This is a genomic window from Candidatus Omnitrophota bacterium (assembly GCA_028716565.1).
Classification (GTDB): Bacteria; Omnitrophota; Gorgyraeia; order Pluralincolimonadales; family Pluralincolimonadaceae; genus Pluralincolimonas.
Genome location: JAQUPL010000001.1, coordinates 1 through 14,186 on the forward strand (window position 1 = coordinate 1; position 14,186 = coordinate 14,186).

General features: G+C 52.8%; 16 protein-coding genes. All 16 read left to right on the plus strand.

The genetic code is table 11. The features are described from left to right. Positions 1-293, plus strand: a 293-nt coding sequence (locus PHO67_00005; protein ID MDD5545534.1) for a macro domain-containing protein, incomplete at its 5' end; no start/stop codon positions are given. A 595-nt stretch (positions 294-888) separates the two neighbouring features. Further along, a complete protein-coding gene (rplU, locus tag PHO67_00010) occupies positions 889-1,203 on the plus strand; it encodes a 50S ribosomal protein L21 (protein ID MDD5545535.1) in 315 nt (104 codons plus the stop codon). A gap of 9 nt (positions 1,204-1,212) precedes the next feature. Further along, complete coding sequence (gene rpmA, locus PHO67_00015; GenBank protein MDD5545536.1) at positions 1,213-1,452, plus strand: 50S ribosomal protein L27; 240 nt, start codon at positions 1,213-1,215, stop codon at positions 1,450-1,452. Between the two features lie 19 nt (positions 1,453-1,471). Continuing rightward, positions 1,472-2,440: a GTPase ObgE gene (gene obgE / locus PHO67_00020; GenBank protein MDD5545537.1), complete on the plus strand. Its 969-nt coding sequence runs from the start codon at positions 1,472-1,474 to the stop codon at positions 2,438-2,440. Next, a complete protein-coding gene (gene proB / locus PHO67_00025) occupies positions 2,437-3,231 on the plus strand; it encodes a glutamate 5-kinase (protein MDD5545538.1) in 795 nt (264 codons plus the stop codon). The genes obgE and proB overlap by 4 nt, the downstream gene beginning before the upstream one ends. Next, positions 3,232-4,491, plus strand: a complete 1,260-nt coding sequence (locus PHO67_00030; protein ID MDD5545539.1) for a glutamate-5-semialdehyde dehydrogenase — start codon at positions 3,232-3,234, stop codon at positions 4,489-4,491. It abuts the gene before it with no gap. 4 nt (positions 4,492-4,495) lie between these two features. Further along, positions 4,496-5,065, plus strand: coding sequence for a nicotinate-nucleotide adenylyltransferase (gene nadD, locus PHO67_00035; GenBank protein MDD5545540.1), 570 nt, complete (start codon positions 4,496-4,498; stop codon positions 5,063-5,065). Between the two features lie 12 nt (positions 5,066-5,077). After that, a complete protein-coding gene (corA, locus tag PHO67_00040) occupies positions 5,078-6,043 on the plus strand; it encodes a magnesium/cobalt transporter CorA (GenBank protein ID MDD5545541.1) in 966 nt (321 codons plus the stop codon). After that, a complete protein-coding gene (locus PHO67_00045) occupies positions 6,034-7,044 on the plus strand; it encodes a hemolysin family protein (GenBank protein ID MDD5545542.1) in 1,011 nt (336 codons plus the stop codon). Before corA ends, PHO67_00045 begins: the two co-directional genes overlap by 10 nt. A gap of 119 nt (positions 7,045-7,163) precedes the next feature. Further along, positions 7,164-7,304 (plus strand): DUF5679 domain-containing protein, encoded by a 141-nt coding sequence (locus PHO67_00050; GenBank protein ID MDD5545543.1) that lies wholly within the window; start codon positions 7,164-7,166, stop codon positions 7,302-7,304. After that, complete coding sequence (rsfS, locus tag PHO67_00055; protein ID MDD5545544.1) at positions 7,294-7,647, plus strand: ribosome silencing factor; 354 nt, start codon at positions 7,294-7,296, stop codon at positions 7,645-7,647. Before PHO67_00050 ends, rsfS begins: the two co-directional genes overlap by 11 nt. A gap of 60 nt (positions 7,648-7,707) precedes the next feature. Further along, positions 7,708-9,372 carry an arginine--tRNA ligase gene (gene argS, locus PHO67_00060; protein ID MDD5545545.1) on the plus strand — a complete coding sequence of 555 codons (1,665 nt, stop codon included), beginning with the start codon at positions 7,708-7,710 and terminating at the stop codon, positions 9,370-9,372. 69 nt (positions 9,373-9,441) lie between these two features. Then, positions 9,442-11,364 carry a transcription-repair coupling factor gene (gene mfd, locus PHO67_00065; GenBank protein ID MDD5545546.1) on the plus strand — a complete coding sequence of 641 codons (1,923 nt, stop codon included), beginning with the start codon at positions 9,442-9,444 and terminating at the stop codon, positions 11,362-11,364. Between the two features lie 49 nt (positions 11,365-11,413). Next, complete coding sequence (locus PHO67_00070; GenBank protein ID MDD5545547.1) at positions 11,414-12,247, plus strand: peptidylprolyl isomerase; 834 nt, start codon at positions 11,414-11,416, stop codon at positions 12,245-12,247. Next, complete coding sequence (locus PHO67_00075) at positions 12,244-13,203, plus strand: peptidylprolyl isomerase (protein ID MDD5545548.1); 960 nt, start codon at positions 12,244-12,246, stop codon at positions 13,201-13,203. The genes PHO67_00070 and PHO67_00075 overlap by 4 nt, the downstream gene beginning before the upstream one ends. Beyond that, the gene (gene pdxA / locus PHO67_00080; protein MDD5545549.1) at positions 13,181-14,185 is read left to right on the plus strand and encodes a 4-hydroxythreonine-4-phosphate dehydrogenase PdxA; all 1,005 of its coding nucleotides are present in this window, start codon (positions 13,181-13,183) and stop codon (positions 14,183-14,185) included. The genes PHO67_00075 and pdxA overlap by 23 nt, the downstream gene beginning before the upstream one ends. Position 14,186 lies beyond the last annotated feature (1 nt).

Below are 14,186 nucleotides of genomic sequence, written 5' to 3' on the forward strand. Positions count from 1 at the left end.
AACATGTGATTCACACAGTCGGCCCTGTCTGGCGCGACGGCAAGCACAACGAGCCGGAATTACTCGCCTCATGTTATCGTAATTCTCTCAACCTCGCGAAGGAACACGGCCTCAAAACCATCGCTTTTCCGTCCATCTCCACCGGTGTCTACAGATTTCCCATCGAATTAGCAGCACCGATAGCCTTTAAGATGGCGCAGGAATTTATCACTCAGAGCCCCAACGCCTTAGAGAAAATCATCTTCGTCCTTTTCTCCGCGCAGGATCTGCGGGTTTATGATAGTATATATTAGGAAGGAGAATTAAAAAAATGGATCAGATAATTCAGAGGGGTAAAATATGAAACATCCACGAAGTCTTACGCTTAAACTTAAGAGTACGCCTATAGAAGTCAAAAATTACTTGAACGAACTTGAAAAAGAAAATGCCAGTCTTCAAAGAAATATTGCTAAATATCAGGTAAAAAATTTAACTTAACAAAACGAAATAAAGGCGCTTAAGAAAATGCGACCGACTCCATCAGAATATGTAATTCGTCATATAAGTGAAAAATAAGGTGACAGTATACTTAATTCCCTAGTCACCCTTCCTCAAAAGGAAAGATAAATTTCTAGCTTGCTATGACGACCAGGCAATCTGGTGAGCAAAGAGCCGATTTATGACGCAGGGCCGATATATCGGCCCGAGTAATAAAGAAAGGCCGAGCGAACCGATTGACTGGTCGTCGAGTGAATTACTTGTGACAGCTACCTAATTCACCCCACCCAGAAGAGGGAATCAGGAAGCAGTCACCGTAATTCACCGATTATTCATTGACACCCGCCGCTATTTAAGGTATAATCTCCCGAAATCCGTAATTCCCAATAAAATAAGAGAAGGAGTGTTTCTATGTACGCCGTAATAATGACAGGCGGGAAGCAATATAAGGTCGAAAAGGGCGCGACGATCACGGTCGAGCGCCTGACGCATCCCGAAAAAGACAAAGAAGTTACGATAAAAGAAGTGCTCATGGTCCATGACGGCAAGGAAGTCAAGTTCGGCAAGCCTTTCCTCAAGGACGCCAAGGTGGTCGCGGACGTCGTATCCGACTTCAGGGGCAAGAAGCTGATGTCCTATAAATACAGAAGGCGGAAGGACTCGCACTGGAAGAAGGGCCACCGCCAGGAGTTGACGAAACTTAAGATAAAAGAGATAAAGGTTTAGGAGGAGACGATGGCTCATCATAAAGGACAAGGTTCAACAAGAAACGGCCGGGACAGCAATTCCCAGAGGTTAGGATTAAAGGCTTCAGGCGGGCAGAAGGTCACAGCCGGAAGCATTATAATAAGGCAGCGCGGGACCCCGTTTAAAGCGGGCATCAATGTCGGCAAGGGCAAAGACGACACGCTTTTCGCCTTAAAAGACGGAATTGTAACTTTCAAGTCCAAGACAGTCAGCATCCTGCCACAATAACAAGAAGCCGAAAGCCAAGGTGTTTGTAGATACCGCGAAGATCGAGGTCAAAGCAGGCCACGGCGGCGACGGTTGCTCGAGTTTGTATAAGGACAGGTATTCCCGTTACCCGGTCATGAACGGCGGGCCGGGCGGCAACGGCGGCAACGTCGTAATACGCGCGAACGAGAACATACACACCCTCCTGGACTTCCAATTCCGCAGGCATTTCAAGGCCCACAAAGGCGAGAACGGCTCATCCAATAACAGGAACGGAAAGACCGGGGAGGACTGCGTCATCGAGGTCCCGGTCGGGACTATCGTCGCGGATTTTAATAAGGGACATGTCTTAAGGGACCTGACCGCATCAGGAGAGAGTTTTATCGTCGCCAAAGGCGGCCTCGGCGGCCGAGGCAACGCCTGTAAAAAACCCGCGGCACCGGGCGAGCCCGGCGAAGAGAAGATACTCTCGCTCGAGCTGAAATTGATAGCCGATTGCGGGCTTCTCGGTTTTCCGAACGCCGGCAAATCTTCGCTCATCTCGTTCATCTCCAAAGCCAAGCCGAAGATCGCGGCGTACCCGTTCACTACGTTACAGCCGGTGCTCGGCATAGTCGAATATGATGACGGCCGCCATTTTAAGATAGCCGATATCCCGGGCCTGATCGAAGGAGCGCATGAAGGCAAAGGGCTCGGCCATAAGTTCCTTAAGCATATCGACCGCACAAAAATACTGGTGCATATTATTGACATGGCCGGGGTGGACGGCAGGGACCCGCTCGAGGATTACAAGATATTAAATAACGAATTGAAGCAATACGGCGCAAGCGCGGAGAAGAAACCGCAGATTTTAGTCGCCAACAAGATGGATATCGCCGCGGCGAAAAAGAACCTAAAAAGGTTTAAAGAAAAAATAAAAAAGGATATAATACCTATATCGGCAAAGACCGGCGACGGCACAGAGGAACTCGTTGAATTGATAGTGGAAAAACTGGATAAGACAGGATGAGGGAAAAATATCTTTCAAATTTGAAACTCGTAGTAGTCAAGGTCGGGACGTCTACATTGACGTCCAAGACCTCGCCCATGGACAGAAGCTCCATAAAGAGCATCTCCAGGCAGGTCTGCGAACTGCGCGATAAGGGAATAAAGGTCGTCCTCGTAAGCTCGGGCGCTATCGGCGCGGGCATGCACCTTCTGGGGCTTAAGTCCCGTCCGAAGACGCTCGAACACCTCCAGGCGGCCGCGGCGATAGGCCAGGCCCAGCTTATGAAGGCATATGACGAGTATTTCAAGGACCACGGCCGCAAGGTCGCGCAGGTGCTTTTGACGCGCGACGACCTCGAGGAGAGGAAGAGATACACGAGCGTAAAGAACACGATACACACCATTCTTGAATACGGCGCCGTCCCTATCATCAACGAGAACGACACAGTCTCGGTCGACGAGATAAAATTCGGCGATAACGACACGCTCGCGAGCCTCGTGGCGAAATTGCTCGGGGCGGACCTGCTCATACTCCTTTCCGACGTCGACGGCCTCTACTGCCACATGGAAAATAAGGAAGTCATCGATGTGGTCGAGGAGATAGACGGCGGCATAGAAAAACTCGCCTGCGGCACCGACAAGGAGACATGCGTCGGCGGGATGTCGACTAAGATAAAGGCCGCGAAGACGGCCACCGAAGCCGGCATTCCCATGGTCATAGCCAACGGAAAGACCGAAGATATCCTGACCAGGATCGTAAACAAGGAAAAGGTCGGGACCGTATTTATTCCCCGGAAGAGGAGCCAGTCCTAGATGAGCGGCTTGAAAAACGATATGATTGCTATTGCCCGGGACGCGAAGAAGGCGTCTCTCCTCATGGGCCATATCTCATCCGCGGTAAAAGAGAAGGCGCTGCTCGCGATGGCGGACGGGCTCGAGGAGAACAAGTCCGCCGTATTTGCCGCGAACAAAAAGGACGTGAAAGCGGCCGCGGCGAAGAAATTAAGCCCGGCGTTCATAGACCGGCTCACATTGAACGAGAAACGTATAAAGTCCATGGCCGCATCCCTTCGCCAGGTCGCCTCCCAGCATGACCCGATCGGCGAGGTGATAAAAATGTGGACGCGCCCGAACGGCTTATGGATAGGGAAATTAAGGGTGCCGCTCGGCGTGATCGGCGTCATATATGAATCGCGGCCGAATGTCACGGCCGATTGCATAGGGCTATGCCTTAAGGCGGGGAACTGCGCGATATTGCGCGGCGGGAGCGAGGCTATAAATTCAAATATCGCCATCTTCGATATCCTTAACGGCGCGGCAAAAGAGAACGGTATACCTGACGGGGCTATCAGCCTGGTGAAGACGACCGACAGGAAGGCCGTCCATATACTCCTGACTTTAAGCGATTACGTCGACCTGATAATACCCCGCGGAGGCGAGAGCCTGATAAAGGAAGTCGCCCAACGTTCGAAGATCCCCGTCCTCAAGCACTATAAGGGGATATGCCACGTCTATGTGGACGAGGACGCGGACCTCAATATGGCTGAGAAGATATGCTTCAACGCCAAGGTCCAGAGGCCTTCGGTCTGCAACGCGATGGAGACCCTCCTGGTAAACGAGGACGTCGCGGCGAGGTTTTTGCCTTCGATGGCAAAGAAATACAAAGAGGCGGGCGTCGAGATAAGGGGCTGCCCTATGACCCGGAGGATCGTCAAAGGGATAAAGGCCGCAACCGAGAAAGATTGGTCGACCGAATACCTCGGCCTGATAATTTCGATAAAGGTCGTCAAGGGCCCGCATGAGGCGATCGAGCATATAAACAAATACGGCACGAAACTCTCGGATGCCATCGTGACCGAGAATTACCATAACGCGGTCGAGTTCCTCCGCAAGGTCGACTCGGCTGCGGTCTATGTCAACGCCTCGACGCGTTTTACCGACGGCGGCGAGTTCGGGTTCGGCGCCGAGATAGGCATCTCGACCGACAAGTTCCACGCCCGCGGCCCTGTCGGGGTAGAGGAACTCACAAGTTACAAATATATAATCTACGGCGACGGGCAGGTAAGGGAGTGACATCATGCGTATAGGCATACTCGGCGGCACGTTCAATCCCATCCACGTCGGCCATCTCGTCCTGGCCGAAGAGGCGAGGGAGAAGCTCAACCTCGATAAGGTGATATTCGTCCCGGCGTATATACCGCCTCATAAGAAGGACGAGGAGCTCGCCGAGCCGAACGACAGGTTCAAGATGGTTGAGCTGGCGCTTAGGGGTAATTCGGATTTCGAGGTATCGTCGTTCGAAATCGACGCGAAGACGACTTCTTATTCGGTGGAGACACTGAAGGCCTTCAAGCAGAAATACGGCGAGGAGACCAAGCTCTTTTTTATAACCGGCGCGGATTCACTGGGCGAGATATATTCATGGAAAGAGATCGACCAGATATTCAAGCTTTCGAATTTCATCGTGGCCAACCGCCCGGGATACGACATAGGGAACGTCCCGAACGGCATCGATGTTGTCACGATCACTTCGCTGGAGATCTCATCTTCCCTTATAAGGAAGAAGCTAAGGGAAGACAAGTCGATAAGGTATCTTGTCCCCGAACCCGTAAGGGAATATATAATAGCCCGAAGGCTTTACAGATAACGGAGGAAGACGATGAGGAACTATTACGTTACGCCTGAAGGCAGGCTCCGCAAGGATATACCCGTCGAGGAATTCCGCCAGGCCCTGGCGGCGGAGAAATCGTTGCTTTGGGTGGATATGGAAGCCCTCGAGGACGACGATATAGAGATACTGATGGACGTATTCGGCCTCCACCCGCTGACCATAGAGGACTGCATAATGGTCAACGCCAGGCCGAAAGTCGAGGATTTCCAACACTACCTCTCCCTCGTGACCCAGGGCGTAAGGACAAACGACGAGACGAAGAAGATAGAGGTCTTTGAGGTGGATTTTTGCCTCGGGAAGAACTATCTTATAACCGTCCATACCGACGCGATCAAGCCTATAACCCTTAACCTCGAGAGGGTCGATAAAGGTTCGCCTATAATAAAAAGGGGCGGAGATTTCCTCATGTGCTCCATACTGGAGTCGCTCGCTGACAGCTATTATCCCCTCGTCGACCAGTTCGACAAGCGGGTCGATGAGATGGAAGCGGAGCTCTTCAAGGACCCCACGACAAAGACCTTCAACCAGATATACAGGCTCAAGAACGACACAATGCTCCTGCGCCGGACGATAGGCCCGCAGGCCGACATCTTCTCCATCATGACCCGCGGGGACTTCCCGCTCATCCTGCCGGCCAATTACGTATATTACAGGAACGTCTTCGACCACCTGGTGAGGATAAATGATATCGTCGGCACCTCGCGCGATATCGTCACAGGCGCGCTCGAGGCATACGTATCCATCGTCTCAAACAGGCTGAACGAAGTAATGAAGGTCCTGACTCTCCTGGCCACTGTTATGATGCCGTTCATAGTCATCCCGAGCATCTACGGCATGAACCTGAAGTTCCTGCCTTTTTCTCAGCATGAGAACGGCCTCTTCTTCATACTGGCATTCACCCTCGCGTTGACTGTAATCATGGTTTTATACCTGAAGAATAAGAAATGGTTATGATAAACGAGCTTAAGGTATTCTGGCCGCTCCTGATAGCGATAGGAGTCCTGTTGGTCCTGTCGGCTTTCTTTTCTATGTCGGAGACGGCGCTCATATCCTTGAACAAGATACGTTTGCGCCATTTGATGTCAAAGGGAAACAAGAAGGCGAAGCTGGTATACTCCCTCATCTCCAATCCCGACCGTTTTATCACAGGGATACTCGTGGGGAACAATATCGTTAATACCGCGATATCAGTCCTCATCGCCTTTGTGCTCATACGTATATTCGGGGAAGACGTGGGAATGGTGCTCGCCACCGTAATAGGCGCTACCCTCCTCGTGGTCTTCGGCGAGATAATCCCGAAGGTCTTCGCTGTGCAGCACTCGGAGAAGACCTCGCTGGGACTTGCCGTCCCGCTGAAATTCGTCCTTGCGGTCCTGGCGCCTGTCGCCCGTATCTTTTACGGCCTCGGCAACGGCATAATCAAGGCCTTCGGCGGCGAGCCGAAGCGTGCCCCGCTCATCACCGAGGAGGAGATAAGGCTCATGATAGAGCTGGGCAAGGAAGAAGGCGTCCTCGGCGATGAGGAGCGCAAGATGCTCCACAGGATATTCGAGTTCGGCGATACGCTCGTCAGCGAAGTCATGATCCCGAAAGAGAAGATAATAGGAATAGACGTCGATGCCTCGGCCGAGGAGCTGCTCGATCTCCTGGTGGAAGAAGGCCACGCGAGGGTGCCGGTCTATAAGGGCTCGATCGACCGTATAGAAGGGATCCTCTACGCGCGGGACCTTCTCTATATCTGGCAGAACAAAGGCCTGGTCATAATACCGGACCTGCTGCACCAGCCGTATTTCATACCGAAGAACAAACGTGTCAGCGATTTGCTTAAGGATTTCCAGCGGATGCGGATACAGATGGCGATAGTCGTGGACGACAAGAAACAGACGATCGGCCTCATAACCCTGGAAGACCTTATAGAGGAGATAGTGGGGGAGATAGACGAGTCACTGGAATGAAAGGCGCCCGCTTTGTGGCGGGTCATCTTTATCCCGCACCCTACAAAAGGTGCGGGGTTGACAGCGATTTAGAGGTGTGGTAGACTAGAGTCATTCCAAAACCTTACAGGAGGTGCTAGATGGAAGGTTATTGCGTTAAATGCAAGAAGAAGCAGGAAATGAAAGACACAATGAAGCAGAAGATGAAGAATGGCCGCGAAGCGATGAAGGGTAAATGCCCGGTTTGCGGCACGGGAATGTACAGGATACTTGGAAAGTAAGACAGAGCCCAGATCAAAAGCTGTACTGATAGCTGAGACCGCAAAAGAGAAGAAGGCTGAAGACATAGTATTGTTGGACGTGAGCAGGGTGTCCGCGTTCTGCGATTATTTTATCGTTATGACCGCGAACAACACCCGCCAGGTCAAGGCTATATCGGATGAGATAGAAGATAAGCTGGAGGAGGAGGGTTACCGCCTCTGGCACAGGGAGGGCGACAGGGAATCGAGCTGGTTGCTGCTCGATTTCGGGAATTGCGTCGTCCATATCTTCGATCCGGAAGCCAGAAGGTTCTATGGCCTCGAAAGCTTATGGGGTGACGTACCCCGCGAGAATCTCGGCTAGTATTGGATATCCTTAAATGCCACCCGCATCCCTGCGGGTGGCATTATATTTAGGAGAGGTATGATAGAGACCCGGATACTTGAATTTCTCGATAAGAATTTAGGCGCGGCAGAGAAGATCAAAGGCCTTTACGCCCGGGACCTGCTCTGCCTCGAGAACCCCAAGGACCCGGCGCACGGGGATATCTCGACGAATATCGCCTTCAGGCTAGCCAAGCCGCTTAAGGTGAATCCGGCCGACTTGGCTAAAGAGATCGCCAAGGCGCTCACCGGCGCCCTCGCGTCCTCGCCGCTCAAAGGCGAGGTCGACGCCATAGAGCCGCTTAACGGTTTTATAAACATAAGGCTTTCGGCCCAGGCGCTGCGCCAGATACTAAAGGATATAAAGTCCGGGAAAGAAAAATTCGGTTGTAACGATTCCGGGAAGGGGAAGAAGATACAGGTAGAGTTCGTCAGCGCGAACCCGACAGGCTCGCTTAGCGTCGCGCACGCGCGCCAGGCCGCATTCGGCGATTCGCTGGCGAATATAATCAGGGCCAACGGCCATGAAGTTACCCGCGAATATTATATAAACGACGAAGGCGTCCAGATAACGATACTCGGCCAGTCGATATACGCCAGGTACAGGCAGGAGATAGGCGACCAATATGAATTACCGGAGAACGGCTATAAGGGCGAGTATATAAAGGAGATGGCCGAAGAGTTCCGCAAGGAACACGGCGATAAATATAAAGCAGGGACGCCGGAGGACTTAAAGGTATTTTCAGAGTGGGGTTGCGATTATCTCCTGAAGGAGATCAAGCAGGAGCTCCTGGATTTCGGCGTGCTCTTCGACGTCTGGTTCAGCCAGAAGGCGCTCGGCGCGTCCGGTAAGATAGAGAAGACGCTCAGTCTTCTCAGGGAGAAAGGGTTATTATACGAGGCGGAAGGCGCGCTCTGGTTCAAGTCCACGCAATTCGGCGATGACAAGGACAGGGTTGTCAAGAAGAGCGACGGCACATACACATATGTCACGCCGGACATCGCCTATCACAAGGATAAATTCGAGCGCGGGTTCTCGCGGGTCATCGACATTCTGGGGCCGGACCATCACGGATATATAAACAGGATAAAAGCCGCGGTCCAGGCGCTCGGCTACCCGGCCTGCGCGGTATCTATAATAATAATACAGCTGGCGACATTATATAAGAACGGGCAGCCGGTGAAGATGTCCACACGGGCCGGCGAGTATATAACTTTACGGGAGGTCCTCGATGAAGTAGGGAAAGACGCGGCGCGGTTCTTTTTCCTGATGAGAAAAGCGAACGCCCACCTCGATTTTGACCTCGAACTCGCGAAGAAGCAGACGCCCGAGAACCCGGTCTATTATGTCCAGTACGCGCACGCGAGGATATGCAGCATACTCGCCTTGTCGAAATTACCGGACGGGGATATTGCGGGCGCGGACCTCAAGCTGCTCGGCGCGCCGGAGGAGTTGAATTTATTCAAAGAGTTGAGGCAGTTCCCGCAATCGGTGAAACTTGCCGCGCAGGAGCTCGACCCTTACAGGATAATAACATATCTGCAGGAATTGGCGGCTTGCTTCCATAAATTCTACGAGGCGAACAAGGTCATCTCGGACGACGCGGAGCTCAGCCGCGCGAGGATCTATCTCGTTTCATGCGTCAAGCAGGCCCTCGCCAACGGCCTGACCCTGCTCGGAGTCTCCTGTCCCGCGAAAATGTAAACCCGATTCGGTGACAGTATACTTATCTCCCGATAATTAAGTATACTGTCACCATAATTATCTAAAGCTATGTTCGAATCGCTAAAGCTATATAAGAATGAGGAATTGAGCCTCAATAAGGTGCACGGGCAGCTGGTCGAGCTGGGTTATGCGCGCCGGCCGAAGGTAGCCGAACAGGGGGAGTTTGCCCAGCGCGGCGGCATCCTCGACATCTTCCCTGTGACTTTCGACGAGCCGGTGCGCCTCGAGTTCGACGCGGACAGGCTCGCGCATATCAAATCATTTGATATCGCAACCGGCACTTCTTTCCTCGACCACCAGATGGCGATCATCCTTCCGGCCAAGGGCATTGTGCCGCGAAAACTAAAGACTCGCCGCATCCCGGGCGTCGAGATCTCCGAAGACCTGCCGATAAGCAACTTCGTCGACATATCCCCGGGCGATCACGTCGTCCACGTGAAACACGGCATAGGCCGGTATAAAGGGATAGAGCGCGTAAAAGAGCCCAAAGGCGTCATCGATTATATCGTCATAGAATACGCCGAAGGCGCGAAACTTTTCGTCCCGATGCCGGAGATGAACCTAGTCCAGAAATATATAGGGTTCGAGGGCAGGCCTCCGAAACTATACAAACTCGGGACCAGGGCATGGGCGCTGGCCAAGGCCCGCGCGCAAAAAAGCATCTATTCGCTCGCGTTGGAATACATCGAGATCCAGGCGAAGCGCGAGGCGTTGAAGGGTTTCGCCTTTTCGAAAGATACGGACTGGCAAGCGGAGCTCGAGAGGTCGTTCCGGTTCAAGGACACGCCGGCGCAGGCCAGGGCCGCGCAGGAGATAAAACGCGACATGGAAAGCCCGAAGCCGATGGACAGGCTCGTCTGCGGCGACGTGGGATACGGAAAGACCGAAGTCGCCCTGCGCGCCGCGTTCAAGGCCGTCACGGACAATAAGCAGGTCGCGATGCTCGTGCCCACGACCATCCTTGCCGAACAGCATTACGCGACATTCAAGGAGAGGATGGAGAAATACCCGGTGAATATCGAGATGCTCTCGCGTTTCAGGAGCGGGACAGAACAAGGCGCGATAATCGCCGGCGTAAAAGACGGATCGGTCGATATCATAATAGGGACGCACCGGCTCCTCTCGCACGATGTCGCGTTCAGGGAGCTCGGCCTGGTAATAATCGACGAGGAACAGAGGTTCGGCGTAAAACACAAGGAGCGGTTGAAGAGGATGAGGCTCCTGGTCGATGTTCTGACGCTTACGGCCACGCCGATCCCGCGCACCCTCTACATGTCGCTGATGGGAATAAAAGATATGTCGGTGATCGACACCCCGCCCGAGAACAGGATACCGGTCGCGACGAAAGTCGCGGAGTTCGACGAGCGGATAATAAAAGAAGGGATAAAGCGCGAGCTCAAACGCGGCGGCCAGGTCTTTTTCGTGAATAACAGGATACAGGGGTTGAATAAACTGGCGGAGCGGTTGAGGGAGATCGTCCCGGGGGCCAGGGTGGAGGAGGCGCACGGGCAGATGCCGGCGCACGAACTGGAGAATATAATGGTCGGGTTCATAAAAGGCAGGATAGATGTGCTAGTTTCCACCGCTATAGTCCAATCCGGCATAGATATCCCCAACGCGAACACGATATTCGTTAACCGCGCCGATATGTTCGGACTCGCCGACCTCTACCAGTTGAGGGGCCGGGTGGGCAGGTATATAGTCCAGGCCCATTCATATTTTCTTTATCCCAAGGGGTGGCAATTGCCCAAGGACGCCGAGGCGAGGCTTAAAGCGATCGAGGAGCATACCGAGCTCGGTTCCGGCTTCAAGATAGCGATGGAGGACCTTGAACTGCGCGGCGCCGGAAACCTTTTGGGTACGGAACAGCACGGGTTTATCCAGGCGATAGGTTTTGACCTTTACTGCAGGCTGCTGAGGAGCACGATAGCCGGTCTCCGAAAGGGCTTGCCTATCCGGAGCCGGTTATGATATATTATTCCAAATACTTACCAGAGAGAAGATAATGACGGAAAGGCCTATGATAAAAATCCATATTGCAGCGCTGCTCTTAGCCGCGGTTTTTGTGTTCCCCGGATGCGGTAATGCGAAATCGAAGCCCCTCGCGACCGTTGACGGCAAGGCCATTACGGTCGGGGATTTCGAGAAGAGGCTTTCCAAGATGCCGGCTTACTATAAGACGCTCGCGGGCGAGCGTAAAAAGGATTTCCTCGATGATATGATAAATGAGCAGCTTATCTATAAGGAAGCGCTCAAACGGGGCATCAACAGAGAGCGAGAGGTAAAGGATCTTTTGGACGAGGCGAAGCGTAAGATACTTATAGCTAAACTGATGGAAACGGAAGTCAAGAAGTCCGCGGTCTCCGAAGACAAGATAAAGGAGTTCTACGAGTTGCACAAGGACGATTTTGTCACGCCGCTTAAGCTGCGGGCGAGCCATATAATGGTCGATACAGAAGACGAGGCCAACGAAGTCCTCCGGAAGCTGAAAGACGGCGGCGATTTCGCGCAGTTGGCTAAGCAATATTCGAAGGACCCCTCGAAAGGGAGGGGCGGCGACCTGGGCTATTTCATAAAAGGGCAGCTGATGCCCGAGATAGAAGAGGTCTGCTTCAAGCTCGAGGTCGGCCAGACGAGCGATATAATCAAGACGAAATTCGGCTACCACATAATAAAACTGACCGACAGGATCGAGCCGAGGGCGGTGGAACTCTCCGAGGTCAGGGACGCCATAGAAAAAGAGTTGAAGGATAGGGCCCAACAGCGGACGCTCGATGATCTTGTCAAGAACCTGAGGTCGAAAGCGCACGTCAAGATAAACGAAAAGCTGTTGGAAGCGGGGCCGGATAAATGAGGACAGGGATAAGCATGTTATTGTTGGTCCTTGCATTGGGGCTGCATCCCCAGGCCCTTTGCCAGACGACCGGCGCCGTTAACAAGATACTTGCGGTCGTGAACGACGAAGTCGTAACCGAGACAGACCTTGATGCGGCCCTCGGTTCGAGTATCGAGGAGTTAAAGAAGGAATTTTCGGGAGACGAGCTTAAGGCGAAGACGGAAGAGGTGCGCAAGGAACTCCTGAAGCAGATGATAGAGGACAGGCTGATACTCCAGGAAGCGAAAAAATATAAGATTAACGTTGATGATTTCGAAGTGGAGCAAAGGCTGAAAGACGTAAAATCGCGTTTCCCCTCGGAAGACGCCTTTTATTCCGAGGTCGAGAGGTCCGGTGTCTCGACCGACATCCTGAAAAAGCGCTATAAGGAAAATATAATGATGTCCAAGCTCGTGAACCAGCAGGTAAGGGAGAAGATAGTCGTTACTCCCACCGAGATAGAGAGTTATTACAAAAAACATTCGGCAGAACTGAAGGCGCCGGAATCGGTCCATCTCTTCGGTATCGTCATCCGTTTCGATGCGGGAAGCACCGAGGACGACATCAAGCAGAAAGCGGAAGATGTGGTAAAACTCGCCAGGGAAGGCCGCGATTTCAACGAACTGGCCAAGGTTTACTCGCAGGGCGCAAAGGCGCAGGAGGGCGGGGACTTCGGAATTGTCGAGAGAGGGCAAATGCGCGGGGATTTCGAGAATGTCATATTCGTTTTAAAACCGGGTGAGATCAGCGACCCGGTAAAGACCGATGCAGGATATTTTATCTTCAAGGTATACGAGAAAAAAGAGAGTTACGTGCGGCCGCTCCAGGAAGCGCGCAGCGATATAGAGGATATAATATACAGGGATAAGGCCCAAAAGCGGTATCAGGACTGGATAGAGAAACTGAAACGCGATGCTTTTATACAGGTCAAGTAATACCCGCAGGCAGCCGCGTCCGCGGGTCGCCGTAACCATCGGCGACCCTTTTGGCGTAGGGCCCGAGATAGTATTAAAGATGTTGGCAAGCCGCAAATTACGCAGGCTTGCCGATTTTATTATTGTCGGCGACAGTTCGGTCATTAACGCCGCGTTAAGGCTCCCCGGAGTCCCGGCAGAGCTCCCTCGGGGAGTCTCGGTGTCAGACCCGCATATAATCGCTCCCAGCAAGGTGAAATTCGGCCGCCAGTCCAGGCTTTCCGGCGAGGCCTCGCTGGCCTATCTCGATCTCGCCCTCAAGCTCATAAAAGAAAAGAAAGCCGATTGCCTCGTGAACGCCCCCTTAAGCAAAGAAGCGGTCTCGTCCGCGTTCCCGCGCATAAATTTCATAGGCCACACGGAATATATCGCGGATAAGTTCAAGACCGCGGATTTCGCGATGATGCTGATAGGCGGGCCGCTTAAAGTCACGCTTGTGACGAGGCATATACCGGTCCGTGCGGTGTCAGAGGCGGTGACGAAAGAAGAGATAATCAAGGCCATAAAATTGAGCCATAGGGCGCTTACCTGTTATTTCGGCATAGCCGAACCGAGGATAGGGATCGCGAGCCTGAACCCCCACGGGGGAGAAGGCGGGAAGATAGGCACCGAGGAGATCAAAATAATAGCCCCGGCGGTGAACGAAGCGAAGAGGCATTTTAAGAACATAATCGGCCCGGTTTCGTCCGAAGCGCTGTTTTACATGGCTTACCGCCGGAAGCTTGATTGCGTGGTTGCCATGTATCACGACCAGGGGCTTACGCCGCTTAAGATGATAGCGCGCGATACCAGCATAAACATCACGCTGGGCCTGCCGTTTGTCAGGACCTCGCCCGGCCACGGTACGGCTTTCGACATAGCAGGGAAAGGGATAGCCGATCCCCGGCCCCTGGCCGAGTCGGTAAAACTCGCCATAGATATATTCAAAAAAAAGAAGGGCTGAA

Excerpts from the sequence above, each read along its gene's own strand:
- rplU (MDD5545535.1), top strand. The coding sequence starts at position 889 with ATGTACGCCGTAATAATGACAGGCGGGAAGCAATATAAGGTCGAAAAG.
- rpmA (MDD5545536.1), top strand. The coding sequence starts at position 1,213 with ATGGCTCATCATAAAGGACAAGGTTCAACAAGAAACGGCCGGGACAGC.
- proB (MDD5545538.1), top strand. The coding sequence starts at position 2,437 with ATGAGGGAAAAATATCTTTCAAATTTGAAACTCGTAGTAGTCAAGGTC.
- PHO67_00030 (MDD5545539.1), top strand. The coding sequence starts at position 3,232 with ATGAGCGGCTTGAAAAACGATATGATTGCTATTGCCCGGGACGCGAAG.
- nadD (MDD5545540.1), top strand. The coding sequence starts at position 4,496 with ATGCGTATAGGCATACTCGGCGGCACGTTCAATCCCATCCACGTCGGC.
- corA (MDD5545541.1), top strand. The coding sequence starts at position 5,078 with ATGAGGAACTATTACGTTACGCCTGAAGGCAGGCTCCGCAAGGATATA.
- PHO67_00045 (MDD5545542.1), top strand. The coding sequence starts at position 6,034 with ATGGTTATGATAAACGAGCTTAAGGTATTCTGGCCGCTCCTGATAGCG.
- PHO67_00050 (MDD5545543.1), top strand. The coding sequence starts at position 7,164 with ATGGAAGGTTATTGCGTTAAATGCAAGAAGAAGCAGGAAATGAAAGAC.
- argS (MDD5545545.1), top strand. The coding sequence starts at position 7,708 with ATGATAGAGACCCGGATACTTGAATTTCTCGATAAGAATTTAGGCGCG.
- mfd (MDD5545546.1), top strand. The coding sequence starts at position 9,442 with ATGTTCGAATCGCTAAAGCTATATAAGAATGAGGAATTGAGCCTCAAT.
- PHO67_00070 (MDD5545547.1), top strand. The coding sequence starts at position 11,414 with ATGATAAAAATCCATATTGCAGCGCTGCTCTTAGCCGCGGTTTTTGTG.
- PHO67_00075 (MDD5545548.1), top strand. The coding sequence starts at position 12,244 with ATGAGGACAGGGATAAGCATGTTATTGTTGGTCCTTGCATTGGGGCTG.
- pdxA (MDD5545549.1), top strand. The coding sequence starts at position 13,181 with ATGCTTTTATACAGGTCAAGTAATACCCGCAGGCAGCCGCGTCCGCGG.